Raw genomic sequence first — 17,820 nt, forward strand, 5'->3', positions numbered from 1 at the left:
CGGTAGAGAGAATTACAGCTTGATGACCACGCGGCCGGTGATCTGGCCATTGGTGATCTCTTCGGCGAACTGCGGCGCCTGTTCGAGAGTGATTTCATGGCACGCCTGGTCGAAATAGCGGCTTGGCAGCAGATCCACCAGCTGTTGCCAGGCGGCGATACGTTTGTCACGCGGGCACTGCACCGAATCCACCCCTTGCAGACGCACGTTACGCAGGATAAACGGCATCACAGTGGTCGGCAGATCAAAGCCACCGGCCAGGCCGCAGGCGGCGACCGCGCTGTTGTAATCCATCTGCGACAGCACTTTGGCCAGTACCTGGCTGCCGACAGTATCAATCGCACCAGCCCACAACTGTTTCTCCAGCGGACGTGCCGGCTGGGCAAATTCATTGCGGTCAATAATGCGCTTGGCACCCAGTTGTTGCAGCAGCGGGCTGTTTTGCTCGCTGCGTCCGGTCACTGCGGCAACCTGATAACCAAGTGCGGACAGCAGCGTGACCGCCACAGAACCCACGCCGCCGCTGGCACCGGTCACCAGCACTTCGCCGGAGTCGGGTTGCACGCCAGCGTCAATCAGGGCCTGCACACACAACATGGCAGTCAGGCCTGCGGTGCCGACCATCATCGCTTGGCGGGCTTCCAGACCTGCAGGCAGCGGCACCAGCCAGTCGGCTTTGAGGCGCGCTTTTTGCGCCATGCCGCCCCAGTGATTTTCACCCACACCCCAACCGGTCAGTACCACGGCATCGCCGGGTTGATAGCGCTCATCAGCAGATTCCAGCACAGTCCCAGCCAGATCGATGCCCGGTACCATGGGGAACTCACGAATGATTTTGCCTTTGCCAGTGATGGCCAGGCCATCTTTATAGTTCAATGAAGAGTAATCGACCGCGATCAGCACTTCGCCTGGTGGTAGCTGCGCTTCATCGATTTGTTCGATAGTGGCGATGGTACGTTTGTCTTCCTGGTTGAGAATCAAAGCTTGAAACATGGAGCTCTCCACTGGTGGATAAAAGATACCGCTAAGTGTAGACCTGATAGGTTGATGAATTAAATGAAACTTTAGCATTATATCTATGCATCAAAAGCATAATAATAGTGTGGTTATATCTGAGGGGGATGTGCGGGAGGTTTCTGTCCTGGGAGAATAAAGAGTGGAGCATGGTAAAAAAAAACAGCCACCGCGGGCGGTGGCTGCAGGCAGGGTGACATCGCTATTTGGCGAGGAAGAAACGATAGGCCGGGTTATCGGTCTCGTCTTTATATTGATAGCCCAGTTCGACCAGGTGCGCCGAGAAGCGGCTCAGATCGTCAGCATCGAGTTCAAAACCACACAGTACACGGCCGTAATCGGCCCCGTGGTTACGGTAGTTGAACAGGCTGATGTTCCAGTGGGTACCGAGGGTGCTGAGGAATTTAAGCAGCGCGCCCGGGTATTCCGGAAACTCAAAACTGTACAAGCGCTCTTTGAGTGGCTTGGACGGACGTCCGCCAATCATGTAGCGAATGTGCAGCTTGGCCATTTCATCATCGGACAAGTCCTGAACCGGATAGCCGGACTGGCGTAGTTCGCTGATGATGGTTTTCAGCTCTTCCGGACCGCCGAGCAGGCGGATACCGACAAATACGTTAGCCAGTTCGTCATCGCTGTAGCGATAGTTAAACTCGGTCACCGCCCGGCCGCCGATGATCTGGCAGAACTCAAAGAACGCGCCTTTGCGCTCCGGAATCGTGACTGCCAGCAAGCCTTCGCGTTTTTCGCCCAGTTCACAGCGTTCTGACACATAACGCAGGCCGTGGAAGTTGGTGTTAGCACCAGACAGCACGGTGGCCAGCTTCTGATCTTTGAGCTCATACTGCTCGGCGTATTTTTTCAGACCAGCCAGAGCCAGTGCGCCCGAAGGTTCAGCAATCGCACGGGTGTCTTCGAAAATATCTTTCACTGCGGCACAGATTTCATCGCTTGATACGGTAATGTGGCCATCCAGATACTGCTGACACAGACGGAAGGTTTCATCGCCGATCCGTTTTACTGCAACACCGTCAGCAAACATGCTGACCTGATCCAGCACCACAGGCTCTCCGGCATCCAGCGCAGCTTTCAGGCAGGCCGAATCTTCCGGTTCAACCGCAATCACTTTCACTTCCGGCATCAGCTGTTTGACCAGCACTGCGACACCAGCCGCCAGACCGCCGCCGCCTACCGGGACAAAAATGTAGTTGAGGTGGCCGTTCTGCTGCAGCATTTCCATGCCGATGGTGCCTTGCCCGGCGATCACCAGCGGGTGATCGAACGGTGGCACGAAGGTGTAGCCGAATTCGGCCGACAGGCGCTCCGCTTCCGCTTTGGCTTCGTCGAAGTTACTGCCGTGCAGGACCACGTTACCACCGAAGCCTCGTACGGCCGCCACTTTGATATCGGGTGTGGTGCGCGGCATCACGATCGTGGCTGGTACGCCCAGTTTGGTGCCGGACAGAGCCATGCCCTGGGCATGGTTACCGGCTGAGGCAGCGATCACCCCGGCGTTTCTCTGCTCTTCGGTCAGGTTGGCCAGCATGTTGTAGGCACCACGCAGCTTAAACGAGTGCACCGGCTGACGGTCTTCACGTTTAATTTGTACCTGGTTGCCGATACGCGCTGACAAACGCGGCATATCCTGCAACGGCGTGACCGTGGCCACTTCGTAGACCGGAGCACGCAATACCTGGCGCAGATAATCTGCGCCGGTTTGTTGGGTGAGCGTCATAAGCTAGCCTCCTAGCTTAGATTTATCTCGCACCGCACCTTTGTCAGCACTGGTTGCCATGCTGGCATAAGCTTTGAGTGCAAATGAAACTTCACGCTGGCGGTCAACCGGCTGCCAGCCGATTTGATCCTGCTGCTTGCGACGCTGTTCCAGTTCCTGATCTGAGATCAGCAGTGAAATCGAGCGGTTCGGAATGTCGATCGCGATACGATCGCCCTGTTTGACCAGGCCAATGGCACCTCCGTTGGCGGCTTCCGGTGAAGCGTGACCAATTGACAGGCCAGAGGTACCGCCGGAGAAGCGGCCATCAGTCAGCAGCGCACACTCTTTACCCAGCCCCATGGATTTGAGGTAAGTGGTCGGGTAGAGCATTTCCTGCATGCCCGGGCCGCCTTTTGGTCCTTCGTAGCGGATCACCACCACGTCACCGGATTTCACTTTACCGCCCAGGATGCCTTCAACCGCATCTTCCTGGCTTTCGAATACCACCGCCGGGCCTTCGAATTTCAGGATACTTTCATCTACACCGGCGGTTTTAACAATACAACCGTCCAGGGCGATGTTGCCCTTCAGCACCGCCAGACCGCCATCCTGACTAAAGGCGTGTTCTTTGGTGCGGATACAACCTTGCTCACGGTCGTCATCCAGCGTGTCCCAGCGGCAGTCCTGTGAGAATGCCTGCGTGGTACGGATCCCGGCCGGGCCAGCGCGGAAGAAGGTTTTGATCTCTTCAGCGTCGGTCTGAATCACATCGTACTGCGCCAGCTGCTCAGCCAGCGACAGGCCAAGTACAGTGCGGGTGTCATCGTGCAGCAGGCCGGCACGTTGCAGCTCGCCCAGAATGCCCATTACGCCACCGGCGCGGTGCACATCTTCCATATGGTATTTCTGTGTCGACGGCGCCACTTTACACAGGTGCGGAACCAGGCGTGACATGCGGTCGATATCCGTCATGTCGAAGTCCACTTCACCTTCTTGTGCTGCGGCCAGCAGGTGCAGTACCGTGTTGGTTGAACCGCCCATGGCGATATCCAGTGCCATCGCGTTCTCAAACGCATCTTTGGTGGCGATATTACGCGGCAGGGCAGTTTCGTCATCCTGCTGGTAGTAACGCTTGGTCAGCTCGACGATGCGGCGACCAGCGCTCAAAAACAGCTCTTGACGGTCGGCGTGGGTGGCCAGCAGTGAACCGTTACCCGGCTGGGACAGGCCCAGCGCTTCGGTCAGGCAGTTCATCGAGTTGGCGGTAAACATACCGGAACATGAACCACAGGTCGGACACGCTGAACGTTCAATCTGTTCGCTCTGCTCATCGGATACTTTCGGGTCGGCGCCCTGAATCATGGCATCGACCAGGTCGAGCTTGATGATTTGATCAGACAGCTTGGTTTTACCCGCTTCCATCGGACCACCGGACACGAAAATGGTCGGAATGTTGAGGCGCATCGACGCCATCAGCATGCCCGGAGTGATTTTGTCACAGTTGGAGATACACACCATGGCATCGGCACAGTGCGCGTTGACCATGTATTCCACTGAGTCGGCAATCAGTTCACGTGATGGCAGTGAGTACAGCATGCCGCCGTGACCCATCGCAATGCCGTCATCGACCGCAATGGTGTTGAACTCTTTGGCGATACCGCCAGCCGCTTCGATTTCACGTGCCACCATCTGACCCAGGTCTTTCAGGTGAACGTGGCCTGGGACGAACTGGGTGAACGAGTTCACCACGGCGATGATCGGCTTGCCGAAATCTTCATCTTTAACGCCAGTGGCGCGCCACAGTGCACGGGCACCTGCCATGTTGCGACCGTGAGTGGTGGTCGCCGAACGATACTTAGGCATATTGTCTCTTCCTTAAGCGCAAATTTTTTGCTGTAAATTGTTGTTTGGGAGTTCGTTGCTTTTGATCGGCGTAACGTCGACGCTGCGAATGTCCCATAATTTTTCAATCTGGTTGGTCAGGGTGGTGATTGGTCGATCACTGTCGACGATGATCTCCACGCTGGCAATTCTGCTTTCATGGTTCTGAGTGGCGGCAACCTGACGAATGATGAACCCGCGGTGACGCACGACACGCAGTACACGCTCCAGCAGGACCGGTTTGTCGTCTGCTTTAATGTCGAGTAGATATCTTTGCATAGTGAGCGTCTCCTAGGTGTTCTCTAACATGTCATTGTTGGACGCGCCCGGCGGTACCAACGGCCAGACGTTTTCTTCTTCGTCGATGGCAACATGCAGCAGGTAAGCGGTTTTACTGGCTAGCATTTCTTGCAGTGCCGGTTCCACTTCTTGTTTACGGGTGATGGTTTTACCAGGGATATCAAAAGCTTTAGCCAGCATGATGAAATCCGGGTTGTCATCGAGAATGGTTTCGCTGTGGCGGCCGTCAAAGAACAGTGACTGCCACTGACGTACCATGCCCAGACGCTGGTTATTGAGCAGTACCATCTTGACCGGGATCTGGCGGCGTTTCAGCGTACCCAGCTCCTGGATGTTCATCATAAATGAACCGTCACCGGTCACCAGAACGGATTGGTCGTCAGGACGGGCTACTGCCGCGCCCATCGCGGCCGGCAGACCGAAGCCCATGGTGCCAAGGCCCGAGGAAGAGATAAAGTTTTGTGGCTGACGCGGCTGAATATGCTGCGCAGCCCACATCTGGTGCTGGCCGACGTCGGTTGAGACCATCGTGCTGTCCGGCATCATGTCAGACAACTGCTTAAGCAGCAGCGGAGCGAAAATCGGCTCGCCCGGGTGGTCGTAACGCCACTTAAACCCACTGCGCAGACTTTCACTGTGGTGAACCCAGGGTGAAATGTCGTGGCTCAGCTCCAGCTGTGGCAGGATAACATTGATGTCACCACGCAGCGCGGCGTGCGCCTGACGCAGTTTGTTGAATTCAGCCGCATCGATGTCGATGTGAATCACTTTAGCGTGCGGGGCGAACGTATCCAGTTTACCAGTCACGCGGTCATCAAAACGGGCGCCGACCACGATCAGCAGATCGCTTTCCTGGACCACCAGGTTAGCGGCTTTAGTGCCGTGCATGCCCAGCATACCGAGGTAGTGCGGGTCGTGACGTTCGATGGTGCCAAGGCCCTTCAGGGTGCTGACCGAAGGCATCGGGTTTAAGCGCAGGAATTCGCGTACCGTTTCCGTGGCGTGCGCCAGTTGTACGCCGCCGCCGACATACAGCACCGGACGCTTGCTCTGTGCCAGCAGTGCCTGAGCTTCGCTCAGCTGGTCTGCGGTGACTTGTGGCATGGCTGGTGGAGTAAAGGCAGGCAGGACGGTGGTCGGCGCCTGAGCCAGTTGCACATCCTTAGCGATATCAACGATGACCGGGCCAGGGCGGCCGGTTTTGGCCACTTCGAACGCTTCAGCCAGCGTTGGTGCCAGTTCATTAATATCGGTAACGAGGTAACTGTGTTTGGTACAGGACAGAGACATACCGATCACATCCATTTCCTGGAAGGCGTCGGTGCCGATGTGGGAACTGGCAACCTGACCGGTAATAGCAACGAGAGGAACGGAATCAAGGAAAGCATCGGCCAGGCCGGTGACTAAGTTGGTGGCGCCTGGGCCGGAAGTGGCCATACATACTGCCACGTCCTGTGTGGCTCTTGCCATGCCGATAGCGGCCATAGCTGCTCCCTGCTCGTGTCGGCACAGAATGTGCTCAACACCACCATCATACAATGCATCATAGATGGGCATGATGGCGCCGCCGGGGTAACCAAAAACGGTTTTGATTCCCTGCTGTCTTAATGCGGCTACGACTAATTGTGCACCTGTCATCGTAGGCCTCCCTGGCAGCGATCCGACTCGCTGTTTTGTGTTGTTGTGTTGTGCTTGCACGTCATGTGCGGGCTCCCATTCTTCCTATTATACTGAGTAAATTATCATCAGTATGTGCTTTTTTAAGTCTATTCAGTTGCAAAAAAACCCCCGGACTTTTCAGTGCGGGGGTTTTTTGAATCTGGTCTTTATTTTGCGCCCACAAGCCCCCGCGCGGTCATAATCAGGACCACGATAATAAGGCTAATCAGAGAGTTGAAACGGGCGTATAAATTCATCTTACTTATTCTGAATAATTGTCGTACCTGAGTACGAAAGTGTTTGCGTCCTTAGTGGTAACACACATTTCCGTTATCTGACAAGCAAAAACTCATTCTTTTTTCATATTCCGATTTTTGTGCGCCGGGTTATATAACCAGTCAGGCGCGGAGTAAGCAAGCGAATAGCCGGGCTGAATGGTTTTTAATCAATCACTAAGGATAGACATGGGACTTGCGATTATTCACAGCCGGGCCAGTATCGGCGTTCAGGCTCCGGAGGTGACTGTGGAAGTGCACATCAGTAACGGTATGCCGGGTTTTACTCTGGTCGGACTGCCAGAGACCACTGTTAAAGAGTCGCGCGACCGGGTACGCAGTGCGATCATCAATTCCAAATTTGAATTTCCGGCCAAGCGGATTACCGTCAATCTGGCCCCGGCGGACCTGCCTAAAGAGGGCGGCCGTTTTGACCTGCCGATTGCGCTCGGTATTCTCGCGGCCTCAGAGCAGATCCCGGACAGTAAGCTGAATGAGCATGAATTTATCGGTGAGCTGGCGCTGTCGGGAGAAATCCGCAGTGTAAAAGGTGTCCTGCCGGCGGCGCTCGCGGCTAATCAGGCCCGGCGTCATTTGGTGGTGCCGCATTATAATGGCGATCAGGCGGCCTTAGTCGGCGCGGATCGCCATCGCTCGGCGCAGACTCTGCTGGAGGTGTGCGCGGATTTGTGCGGTCAGCAGAGCTTGTCACTGTTTCAGAGTGAGGCGACCGAGAGTGTCCCGCAAGCGAATCGCGACCTGCAGGATATAATTGGTCAGCATCAGGGGAAGCGCGCGCTGGAGATAGCGGCAGCCGGTAATCATAATTTACTGTTCCTCGGCCCGCCCGGCACTGGCAAAACCATGCTGGCTTCGCGCTTGTGCGATCTGCTGCCGCAGATGAGCGATGCTGAAGCAATGGAGACGGCCTCGGTGGCGTCGCTGACCCAGCAGGAGATCAATCAGCATAATTGGAAACTGCGGCCGTTTCGCGCCCCGCATCACTCGAGCTCGATGGCAGCGTTGGTCGGCGGCGGCACGATTCCGCGTCCGGGCGAAATCTCGCTGGCGCATAACGGCCTGCTGTTTTTAGATGAAATGCCGGAGTTTGAACGTAAAGTGCTCGACTCGCTGCGTGAGCCGCTCGAGTCGGGCGAAATCATTATTTCCCGCGCGCAGGGTAAGACCCGCTTTCCGGCCCGCTTTCAGCTGGTCGGAGCGCTCAATCCCAGCCCGACCGGTTATTACGAAGGCAATCAGGCCCGTGCCAATCCGCAGATGATCCTGCGTTATCTGAGTCGTCTGTCCGGTCCGCTGCTGGACCGCTTTGATATGTCGATTGAAATTCCGGCGCTGCCCAAAGGTACGCTGGCGCATGGTGGCGATCGCGGTGAAGCGACCGCTATGGTCAAACAGCGCGTGCAGCAGGCGCGTGAAGTGATGCTGGCGCGCAGCGGCAAGGTCAATGCTTTGCTGCAGAGTCGCGAAATCGAGCAATTTTGTCCGCTTAACCAGGCGGATGCGGAATTTCTCGAAAACGCGCTGCATCAGTTAGGGCTGTCGATCCGGGCTTATCACCGTATCATTAAAGTGGCGCGCACCATTGCCGATCTGCAGGGAGAAGCGCACATTCAGCGCGTGCATTTGGCGGAAGCGCTCGGTTACCGCGCTATGGACCGGTTACTTAAACAACTCACTGCGCAATCGGTGTAGATAGTCTGTCAGCACGGCTACTCTGACCATTGGCGCGGATATTTCATTCACTGGGTGAGCGGGTATAATAGCGCGCTGTTTTTTTATTCAAATATCTGACCCCGGTTCCGATTATGCTGGCTTACCCTTTACTGATACTTAATGTGCTGCTGGTGGTGCTGAACACCATGTTTGCGTCTGTGTTGATCTGTGCCATTGCGCTGGTCAAGGTGCTGCTGCCGAGCGTCAGGCTGAAAACGGCGGCGACGTGCATAGCCGATAAAGTGATGTGGCTGTGGGCCAGTTTGAATCTGATGATTCTGACCGTGTCGAACCGGGTGGAGTGGCAGATTGAAGGCGGAGAGCAACTGCATAAGCAGGGCTGGTATCTGATAATGAGTAATCATCTCAGCTGGACCGATATTGTCGTGTTGTGCAGCGTGTTTAAAGATCGCATCCCGATGCCGAAATTTTTCCTTAAGCAGCAACTGCTGTATGTGCCGTTTATCGGCATGGGTTGCTGGGCGCTGGATATGCCGTTTATGCGCCGCTACTCACGTGAATACCTGATCCGCCATCCGCACAAGCGCGGACAGGATCTGGCCACCACGCGCCGTTCGTGCGAAAAATTCAAACATAACCCGACCACGGTGGTGAACTATGTTGAAGGCACTCGCTTTACCAGTGACAAGCAGCAGCGCAGCCGTTCGCCTTATCAGCATTTACTGACGCCGAAATCCGGCGGCATTGCTTATACTCTGGCGGCGATGGGGGAGCAGTTCTCCAATATTATCGATGTGACCCTGGCTTATCCGGACAATAGTGCTAAGCCGTTTCGTGACATGCTGATGGGACGCATGAAGCGTATTGTGGTCCAGATTGAAGTACTGCCGGTCGATGAGCAGGTCCGTGGCGACTACTTTAATGACAAGCGGTACAAGCGTCAGTTTCAGCGTTGGCTGGGTAGTGTATGGCAGGCTAAGGACCAGCGCCTGGCCCAAATTCATGCCGTGCGCGCTGAGCATGACAGCACGCCGCAGGTGCAAGAGCCCAGCGTCTCTGTCGGTAAGTAGGACGACCGGGCCTGAGGGCAGTACCTTCCCATTCTGGGGATGGTCTGGCATTCAGGGTAGTAAGACTAACCTTTAGCAACAGAGTCACAAAAGGGAGCCGCAGCTCCCTTTTGTGTATGGGGTGTCCCCCGCCCGTGCGGGCCACCATTTATTTTGTCAGCAGGTTATTTCGCCAGCAGGAAGTTGACCAGTTCGATGTACTCATCAACGGTTTTGATGTCCTGAGCCTGAACCAGATAGTGGTTGTTGACCACAACTGACGGTACCCCGCGCAGGCCGCTGGCCTGGAACTGTTTATCAAAACGACGCACCATAGAGTCAACCGCAAAGCCGTTGAACGCTGCATCAAATTTCTCGCCGCTGATGCCTTCATCAGTGAAGATCTGGCGTAGCTCAGCGTCGTCTTTTGGTGGTTTGCGCAGGTTATGGATGCGGTTAAACATGACCGGAATCATTGTGTTTTCCACGCCCAGAGAGACCATGGTCGCGTAAGCTTTGCTCATTGACTGGCCCATGTTGCCGCCCATGAAAGAGACATGGTTCTTTTGCAGTTTCACGCCTTCGGGCAGGCCGGCCTGCAATTGTCTTACAATCGGTTCGAACGCATTACAGTGCGGGCAGTAAAATGAGAAATATTCGACTACGCTCGGTTTGCTCGAAGGTTCCAGGTCCAGCACTTTGTAATGCACACCTTCTTTGAACTGTGCAGCATGTGCTGACAGGCTTAACATCAGGGTTGCAACCAGTGCAAACAGCTTTTTCATTCGTGACTCCATGATTCTTATTGAATTGCAATTTACCATTGTGGCATCAGAGAGAGCGCCGGCTCTTCCAATGCGGCGAGTTGTTCTTTAAATGCCAGTACCTGACTCTCCCAGTATTTCGGGTCATTGAACCAGGGGAAGGCCAATGGAAAGGCCGGATCCTGCCAGCGCTTTGCCAACCACGCCATATAGTGCACCATTCGTAGACCACGCAGGGGCTCGATTAGTTTCAACTGACTGTGGTTAAAATCGCAGAACTCCTGGTAGCCTTCAAGCACAATATCCAGTTGCAGCAGTTTTTCCTGCCGCTCGCCACTGAGTAACATCCACAAATCCTGCACCGCCGGACCGTTGCGTGCGTCATCAAGGTCGACAAACATCGGCCCGTCACGCCACAGAATATTACCCGGATGGCAGTCGCCATGCAGACGAATCGAGCGGTAGTCGGGTTGCCAGTGTTGTTCGATACGCGTGATCAGCAAGTCGAGATCATTGAAGAAGCTGGTTTCCAGGTGGGCCGGTATACATTGTGACTGTTGCAGCAGGGTACGCGGTTGATAGAGATATTCGTCCAGGCCGATGGTCGGACGATGGCGGAAGGTCTGGCTGGCGCCGACTTTGTGGATACGGCCGAGAAAACGTCCGACCCACTCCAGCTGTTCTTGGTTATCGACTTCGAACTGGCGACCGCCGACACTGTTGAACAGGGCAAAGTGATAGCCCTGATAGTGGTGCAAGGTCATACCGTTAATCACCAGCGGTGCGGCCAGCGGAATTTCGGCTTCAGCCAGTTGCAGGGCAAAATCGTGTTCTTCCTGAATCTGCTCCACGCTCCAGCGTTGCGGACGGTAAAACTTAACCACAAAGCGGCGTCGTTCTTCATCGGTGAATTGGTAGACCCGGTTTTCGTAACTGTTCAGCGCCAGAAAGCCGGACTCGGCGCGCACGCCGATACTTTCCAGCGCGTACCACATCAGGTCCGGAGTCAGGGCGTCAAAATGGAAGCTTGCTTGTGTCATGGTTATAAAAAGGGCTCATTACTGAGCCCTTTGCCATCTGTTGCGGCGGGAAAATGCAGCTATAACTTTTTGATAAAGCGGCTTTCTACCTGCAGCGTGAATTGTTGACTGTCTTCGGTCAGTATAAACTGAATTGTCGCGACCGGAGAACTGAGATTTTCCGCTTTGATGCCCAGACTCATCGGCAGATTGAGCACTTCACCGGGCTGAACCTGCACCGTCTGCTTGCCGTACCAGGTGACATCATTCAGACCGGACACATCGAGACGATAGGTGTGAGCCTGCTGGGTTTTGTTAATGATTTTAAGGGTATAGGTATTTTCGACTTCACCGGCACTGTTGGTGCGAAACAGCTGATTGCGATCGCGAATTACGCTTAGTCCGGCCGGATCGACACTCGCCACCTGAGCAACAAACAGACCGATCATCAGCAGCATTACCGCACCGTAGCCGAGCAGTTTTGGCCGCATCACCTTGGTATGTTTGCCGGACAGACGGTGTTCTGTGGTGTAGCTGATCAGTCCTTTCGGATAGCCCATGCGTTCCATGGTGGTGTCACAGGCATCGATGCAGGCGCCGCAGTTAATGCATTCATATTGCAGCCCGTCGCGAATATCAATCCCGGTCGGACAAACCTGGACACACAGGTCGCAGTCGATACAGTCACCCAGACCGAGCGCCTTCGGGTCGGCTTTACGCGGCCGCGGGCCGCGCTGCTCACCGCGCTTGGCGTCATAGCCGACAATAAAGGTGTCTTTATCGAACATCGCAGACTGAAAGCGGGCATAAGGGCACATGTGGATACACATGATAGATCGCATCCAGCCCGCGTTACCGTAAGTGCAGGCGGCAAAAAACAGCACCCAGAATACCGGCCAGAAGCTGGCATTGAGGGTGAAGAAATCGATCACCAGCGCGCGCACCGGAACAAAATAGCCGACAAAGGTAAAACCGGTCAGCAGGGCAATTGCCAGCCAGGCAAAGTGCTTGGCGGTTTTGCGCACAGCGAGATTCGCATTCAGTTTGCCGCTGTCCTGCTTACGCCGTTTGTTGGCGCTGCCTTCCAGTTTTTCCTCAAACCAGATGTACATAAAGGTCCATACGGTTTGCGGACACAGATAGCCACACCACACCCGGCCTAAAAAGGTGGTAATAAAGAACAGGCCAAAGGCGGCGATCATAAACAGCAGGGCGAGCAGGGTGAGATCCTGCGGGTAAAGGGTGGTACCAAAAAAGTTAAACTGCTGATTACCGATATCGAGCAAAATCGCCTGGCGTTCACCGTAAGAGATCCAGGGCACCAGGCCGAATAACAGCAACAAAAACCAGCCGCCGTAACGGCGCAGTTGCTGATAGACGCCTTTGCTTTCACGCACGTAAATGCGGTTACCCGGATTGAAACGGTCTCCTTCCTGACCTTTGTGGGTTTTGGGGTTAAAGACTTTCGGAGTGACGTCTTTGACGTCAATCTTATCCTTACTCATCAAACTATCCTTTTGGGCAGCGGGTGCGATTTCTGTCGTTCGCACTCTGTTTTGACATTGCAGCGGGCTCATCGCTGTTCACCAACGCTGATTGCTCGGGCAACCGGGCTGGAGAGGCTCTTTTCTATGTAACCTGGTGATTATAGCGTCAATTCAGCCAGGCTTTTTTTACCGCTATCAATCTTTAACAACAAAACGGATGCAAAAAGAAGAGCGGCCGTGGGCCGCTCCTGGGGATGAGAGGGTCGCTCAGTCGATGATGCCGCGCGCGCGCAATATGGCGGTTTTAAAATCCGGCTCGTAATCCTTCTTGATGCCCGGTATTACTTCGTTTTTGCTGCTGTTGCGCATTTTGAGATGGTAAATCAGCACATCATCGGTCAAATCCTGTAGCTGTCCCTGATAGCCCGCTTCTGCCGCCAGTTTGGCGATAAAGGCCACCAGGTTGAAATCAGACTCTTTTTGCCACTCGGGCTCAAGCAATTGCAGCAGTTCTTCAATACGATGGCATTGCATGGCTTTCTCCATATTTTTTGTAATGGTATGCGGCTAAGTTATCAAAACAGGGCAGGAATACAATTGATATGTGTAAAGACAATCGATATGTACAAATACAAGCGTTACGCACAAACCACTCGTTATGAGCGAGTGGTGAACGGTGTAGGGAAACGGAAAAGAAAAAAGCGCAGTGAAAACTGCGCTTTTCTATTTAAGCGGCCTTAACCACTTTTGTTTCCGGCGATGCAGAAGCTGCATTTTTCTCGACAAGAGTTGGAGCGGGCGCGACTTTTTTCGCAACCGGCGCAGCAGTAAAACCACTACGACGGCGCATTGCACTGGTATTCGTGTGCGAAAACCTGACGGATGTTGGGCGCATTATTAACCTAACGGTCAGGCATATCCATTGCCGGTCAAATGGCCTGAACAAGGATGAGCTGAACTTCCGCCGGGGCAGAAGGGGCGCTCTTCTGGCACTCGCCAATCCAAATCTTTGCTCAGGAATAACGATATGCATGCATATCGAAAATAGAGTAGCACCATGCCAGGATTTGGTCGATAGTTGAGCAGAGATTCTACACAATTTTTTTGCATCGCTGAGGGGCAGCCTTTCGGTAAGAGTGTGAGCAATAGTATGAAAGTCCCATTGTGATCGGGATCTTTTCCGCTTTACACTGGGAGTTCATCAACAGGAGGTACGTATGTCGTTTCTGAAGAAAACCCTCGCCAGTTTCGGTATCGGATCCGCGAAAGTCGATTCAGTCCTGCAACAGGAGACGCTGTTTCCCGGCCACAAAGTCAAAGTGACGATTCACGTCTATGGCGGTGCCACTGAGCAGGCGATCGATAATATCGAGCTGAAATTATGTTGCCGTTATATCGAAGAGGTGCACAGCGGGCAGGGGGAGCAAGCGGATAGTCAGACCCGCCGCATCGCCCAGACTTATGTCCTGGCCAGCTGGTCGCTGCCGTATGCATTTACCATCGCCAGTGGTGAAACGCGTGATTTTGAAGTCGAGCTGGATGTGCCATGGCATACACCGGTCACCATTGGGGATGCCAAAGTATGGCTTGAGACGGGCCTTGATATTGCCATGGCGCTCGACCCGGCTGACAAGGATATTCTCACTGTGCGTCCCGATCCCCTGATGGATGGTATTTTTACCGCATTGGAAGAGCAGGGCCTGCGTCTGCGTCAGGTTGAGTGTGAAGCAGCGCAAGGCTTCGCGCTGCCGTTTGTGCAGGAGTTTGAATTTGTGCCAACTGATGGCCCGTTTCACGGCCGCTGGCGCGAGCTGGAGATTGTGGCTTACCGCGATGCGGATAAGCTGCAGATGTGGTTCGAGATTGATCGTTTTCAACGCGGTGCGCGCGGCATGCTGGCCAGTCTGCTCGGGCGCGGAGAGCTGAAACGTCAGCTCACCATTGCGGCCGATACCCCGCCGGAGAGGGCCGGTCAGCAGATTGTTGATTTTCTCGATACCTCTTCCTGACACGATTCTGGCTTACACATGCTCGCTCAATGTGCCATACTGGATGTGAATTCTTTAGTATGGATTGATATATGTCAGTGAGTGATTACAGTGTCAAAGAGGAAGTGGCCAATGCCATCAGCCACGGCATTGGCCTGATTTTAGGGATTGTCGGTTTAGTGCTGCTGCTGCTCAAAGCGTTTGCCCACAGCGCAGATGCGCTGACCATCACCAGTATGAGCGTTTACGGCGGCAGTATGATAGCGCTGTTTCTGGCCTCCACCCTGTACCATGCCATTCCTCATCAGCGTGCTAAACGCTGGCTGAAAACCTTCGACCACTGTGCTATCTACCTGCTGATTGCCGGTAGTTACACGCCTTTTTTGCTGGTCAGCCTGCGCACCCCGCTGGCGATCAGCCTGATGATAGTGATCTGGTCGATTGCCCTGCTTGGTATCTTATTTAAGGTGGCGTTCATTTACCGTTTTGAGAAGTTGTCGCTGGTGACTTATCTGGCGATGGGTTGGCTGTCGCTGGTGGTGATTTATCAGTTGGCGCTGAATCTCGATATCGGTGGCCTGACGTTGCTGGCGCTGGGTGGTGTGGTGTATTCACTGGGGGTGATTTTTTATGTCGCGCAGCGCATTCCGTATAACCACGCCATCTGGCACGGTTTTGTGCTCGGTGGCTGTGCATGTCATTTTATGGCGATTTATCTGTATATCGATCCGGTGTAACGGATATTGACCTGATGTCATTGATATCACTATGGTAGAGTGGTTATCGATCAGCTGCACTCAGCATTGTGGGTGATAACCAACAAAAAAGCACTCCGGTTGTGGAGTGCTTTTGTTTTGGCTGTCCCGTCCGGGAATACGCTGCCCGGCGATCGACTAGCGGGTTTGCAGATTTTCGACGCTAACCCGGATCTGGTAACGTTCGGCCTGGTCAGTTGCCAGCTTAAGTTCTTTACCGGCTACTGCGGTCTGCGGGCGCAGGTAAGTTTCCGCCATGCGCTTGATTGACTGCCAGATGGTTGCGCTGTCGTGACTCAGTACCTTGCCCTGTTCGTCCATCAGTTCAACATTGAGTGCAATGCTGATCACCGACTGCAGGCTTTGGTTAGTGATCGCGGTCGGTATGATCAGGTGTCCGTCTTCGTAACGGGCGCTGCCGAGCACGATATCCACGCCGGACTGGCTCAGTTGCAGCGTCGGTTTGGTGCTGCCTACTTCAACCAGAGTGCCGCGCTGGCGTGGTACCAGCGGTGCGGCGATGAGCGGGGCCGCTGCTGCGGCTGGTGCTGCCGTGGTGACCGGACTGGTTTCGGTACGGTTTTCGGCCGCAGGTTTTGGTTTTGCTGGCGCGGCAGGCTGTACATAGTGCCAGGTGAAGTCGTCATTCAGTTCGACCTGGCGACCGTCATCCAGAGTCACTCTTTGCGCAGCCTGAACGACTGGCGCTGTCAGCGCGGCGACACAAGCGGTCGCTAACAGAGTCTGCAGGTATTTCATCATTATCCTCAACGTTTCCAGAACGCAGGGAAAAACAGCACCAGAATGGTGAGGATTTCCAGGCGTCCCATCAGCATACCAAAACTTAAAATCCACTTCGCACCGTCAGACAGGGAAGCAAAATTACCGGTTGGGCCAATCACATTACCCATGCCCGGACCGACGTTGGCCACCGCAGTGACTGCGCCGGAAATACTGGTAATGGTATCCAGTCCCATCGCCGACAATGTGCCGGCAATCAGGACAATAGTAATCACAAACGTCAGGCCGAATGCCACGACGGAACGCACGATATCTTCGTTAACCGGGCGTTGATTATAGCGCTGCACGAATACACCAGACGGATGAACAAGGCGCATCATCTGGTTATTAAGCAGGGTAAAACAGATCTGAAAACGGAAAATCTTAATCCCGCCGGCAGTTGAGCCGGAGCAGGCTCCCGCCATCATCAGGAAGGCAAACAGGGTGCTTGGCAGCGCGCCCCAGGCGGTGAAATCATCCAGGCCAAAACCTGTGGTGGTCACCACGGAAACGATGTTAAACATTGAGACCCGCAGCGCATCAAGTATGCTGTAGCCGTTATGCCAGTGCAACCAGGCCGCGACAATCAGGCTGGCAACGACAAACAGCACAAAGAAGCCACGAACCTGGGCATCCTGCAGCAGCTCCTGTGGCTGACGTTTACGCAGTGCGGTCACAAACAGCAGGAACGGTAAGCCGCCGAGGAACATAAACAGGGTCGCGACCCAGTGTGAACCGTGCGAGAAGTGGTTCATTGAGCCATCGGAAGTGGAGTAGCCGCCCGTCGATAAGGTGGTAAAGGCATGGTTGATGGCGTCAAACATGCCCATCCCGGTCAGCATATAGCCGAGAATACACAAGCCGGTCAGCACCAGATAAACAATCACAATGTTTTTAGCTACGGTTTTGGCGCGCGGACTGCTTTTATCCGACCAGTCGGAGGATTCGGTCTGGAACAGGCGCATACCACCGACGTTAAGCATCGGCAGCACCGCTACCGCCATCACGATAAAGCCAACCCCGCCCAGCCACTGTAGAATCGAGCGCCACAACAGAATGCTGGGTGCCATGTCGTCTAAGCCGCTCAGTACGGTTGAGCCGGTGGTGGTAATGCCGGACATGGTTTCAAAATAGGCGTCAGTGAAGCTGATGTGGTTAATGAACACGAACGGCAGGGCGGCAAACGCGCTGGCGATGGTCCACACCAGACTGGTGATCAGAAACATGTCACGCACACTGAGGCGAAAATCGGCAGTGCGTCCCAGCGTCAGGCACAGGAACGCGGCCACATGGGTGATGATCACCGCCTTGGCAAAGTCGAGAAAACCACCGGTACCGGTAAAAAAAGCCACCAGAGTGGGGACGTACATGAACAGTGCCAGTTTGGACAAAACCAGGCCGATCACGAACATTATCGGGCGTAAATTGAGCATGACG

The 17,820-nt window shown here is 54.5% G+C and carries 15 protein-coding genes; 4 read left to right on the forward strand and 11 right to left on the reverse strand.

Going from position 1 to position 17,820, the window contains the following annotated elements:
- Positions 1-12: 12 nt before the first annotated feature.
- The 5 genes from J0X00_RS12040 to ilvG form a co-directional block, all read right to left on the reverse strand.
- Positions 13-993, reverse strand: a complete 981-nt coding sequence (locus tag J0X00_RS12040) for an MDR family oxidoreductase (protein ID WP_282478118.1) — start codon at positions 991-993, stop codon at positions 13-15.
- A 223-nt stretch (positions 994-1,216) separates the two neighbouring features.
- Entirely contained in the window at positions 1,217-2,749 is a 1,533-nt protein-coding gene (gene ilvA / locus J0X00_RS12045) for a threonine ammonia-lyase, biosynthetic (RefSeq protein ID WP_136487746.1), read from the reverse strand.
- A gap of 3 nt (positions 2,750-2,752) precedes the next feature.
- The gene (gene ilvD / locus J0X00_RS12050; protein ID WP_136487747.1) at positions 2,753-4,594 is read right to left on the reverse strand and encodes a dihydroxy-acid dehydratase; all 1,842 of its coding nucleotides are present in this window, start codon (positions 4,592-4,594) and stop codon (positions 2,753-2,755) included.
- Between the two features lie 12 nt (positions 4,595-4,606).
- A complete protein-coding gene (ilvM, locus tag J0X00_RS12055) occupies positions 4,607-4,891 on the reverse strand; it encodes an acetolactate synthase 2 small subunit (RefSeq protein ID WP_136487748.1) in 285 nt (94 codons plus the stop codon).
- A gap of 12 nt (positions 4,892-4,903) precedes the next feature.
- Complete coding sequence (gene ilvG, locus J0X00_RS12060; RefSeq protein ID WP_136487749.1) at positions 4,904-6,550, reverse strand: acetolactate synthase 2 catalytic subunit; 1,647 nt, start codon at positions 6,548-6,550, stop codon at positions 4,904-4,906.
- A gap of 485 nt (positions 6,551-7,035) precedes the next feature.
- Here ilvG and J0X00_RS12065 point away from each other — a divergent pair, with 485 nt between their 5' ends.
- Entirely contained in the window at positions 7,036-8,559 is a 1,524-nt protein-coding gene (locus J0X00_RS12065) for a YifB family Mg chelatase-like AAA ATPase (RefSeq protein WP_136487750.1), read from the forward strand.
- Positions 8,560-8,672: 113 nt separating this feature from the next.
- Positions 8,673-9,611: an acyltransferase gene (locus tag J0X00_RS12070; protein ID WP_282478119.1), complete on the forward strand. Its 939-nt coding sequence runs from the start codon at positions 8,673-8,675 to the stop codon at positions 9,609-9,611.
- Between the two features lie 164 nt (positions 9,612-9,775).
- Here the strand turns inward: J0X00_RS12070 and J0X00_RS12075 are convergent, their stop codons facing one another.
- From J0X00_RS12075 to J0X00_RS12090, 4 genes are all read right to left on the reverse strand, one after another.
- A complete protein-coding gene (locus J0X00_RS12075) occupies positions 9,776-10,375 on the reverse strand; it encodes a thiol:disulfide interchange protein DsbA/DsbL (protein WP_282478120.1) in 600 nt (199 codons plus the stop codon).
- A 32-nt stretch (positions 10,376-10,407) separates the two neighbouring features.
- Entirely contained in the window at positions 10,408-11,394 is a 987-nt protein-coding gene (locus J0X00_RS12080; protein ID WP_136487753.1) for a serine/threonine protein kinase, read from the reverse strand.
- A gap of 59 nt (positions 11,395-11,453) precedes the next feature.
- Positions 11,454-12,878, reverse strand: a complete 1,425-nt coding sequence (ccoG, locus tag J0X00_RS12085; RefSeq protein ID WP_282478121.1) for a cytochrome c oxidase accessory protein CcoG — start codon at positions 12,876-12,878, stop codon at positions 11,454-11,456.
- 249 nt (positions 12,879-13,127) lie between these two features.
- The gene (locus tag J0X00_RS12090) at positions 13,128-13,394 is read right to left on the reverse strand and encodes a YihD family protein (protein WP_282478122.1); all 267 of its coding nucleotides are present in this window, start codon (positions 13,392-13,394) and stop codon (positions 13,128-13,130) included.
- Between the two features lie 683 nt (positions 13,395-14,077).
- Between J0X00_RS12090 and J0X00_RS12095 the strand changes: the two genes are divergently transcribed.
- Entirely contained in the window at positions 14,078-14,869 is a 792-nt protein-coding gene (locus J0X00_RS12095; protein ID WP_136487757.1) for a sporulation protein, read from the forward strand.
- A gap of 71 nt (positions 14,870-14,940) precedes the next feature.
- Entirely contained in the window at positions 14,941-15,585 is a 645-nt protein-coding gene (locus J0X00_RS12100) for a hemolysin III family protein (RefSeq protein ID WP_136487758.1), read from the forward strand.
- A 156-nt stretch (positions 15,586-15,741) separates the two neighbouring features.
- Here J0X00_RS12100 and J0X00_RS12105 read toward each other — a convergent pair whose 3' ends face one another.
- Complete coding sequence (locus tag J0X00_RS12105; protein WP_348984824.1) at positions 15,742-16,365, reverse strand: DUF3157 family protein; 624 nt, start codon at positions 16,363-16,365, stop codon at positions 15,742-15,744.
- 5 nt (positions 16,366-16,370) lie between these two features.
- Positions 16,371-17,816 (reverse strand): TrkH family potassium uptake protein, encoded by a 1,446-nt coding sequence (locus tag J0X00_RS12110; RefSeq protein ID WP_282478123.1) that lies wholly within the window; start codon positions 17,814-17,816, stop codon positions 16,371-16,373.
- Positions 17,817-17,820 lie beyond the last annotated feature (4 nt).

It is taken from the genome of Vibrio sp. ABG19, from assembly GCF_029962385.1.
Classification (GTDB): domain Bacteria; phylum Pseudomonadota; class Gammaproteobacteria; order Enterobacterales; family Vibrionaceae; genus Vibrio; species Vibrio ostreae.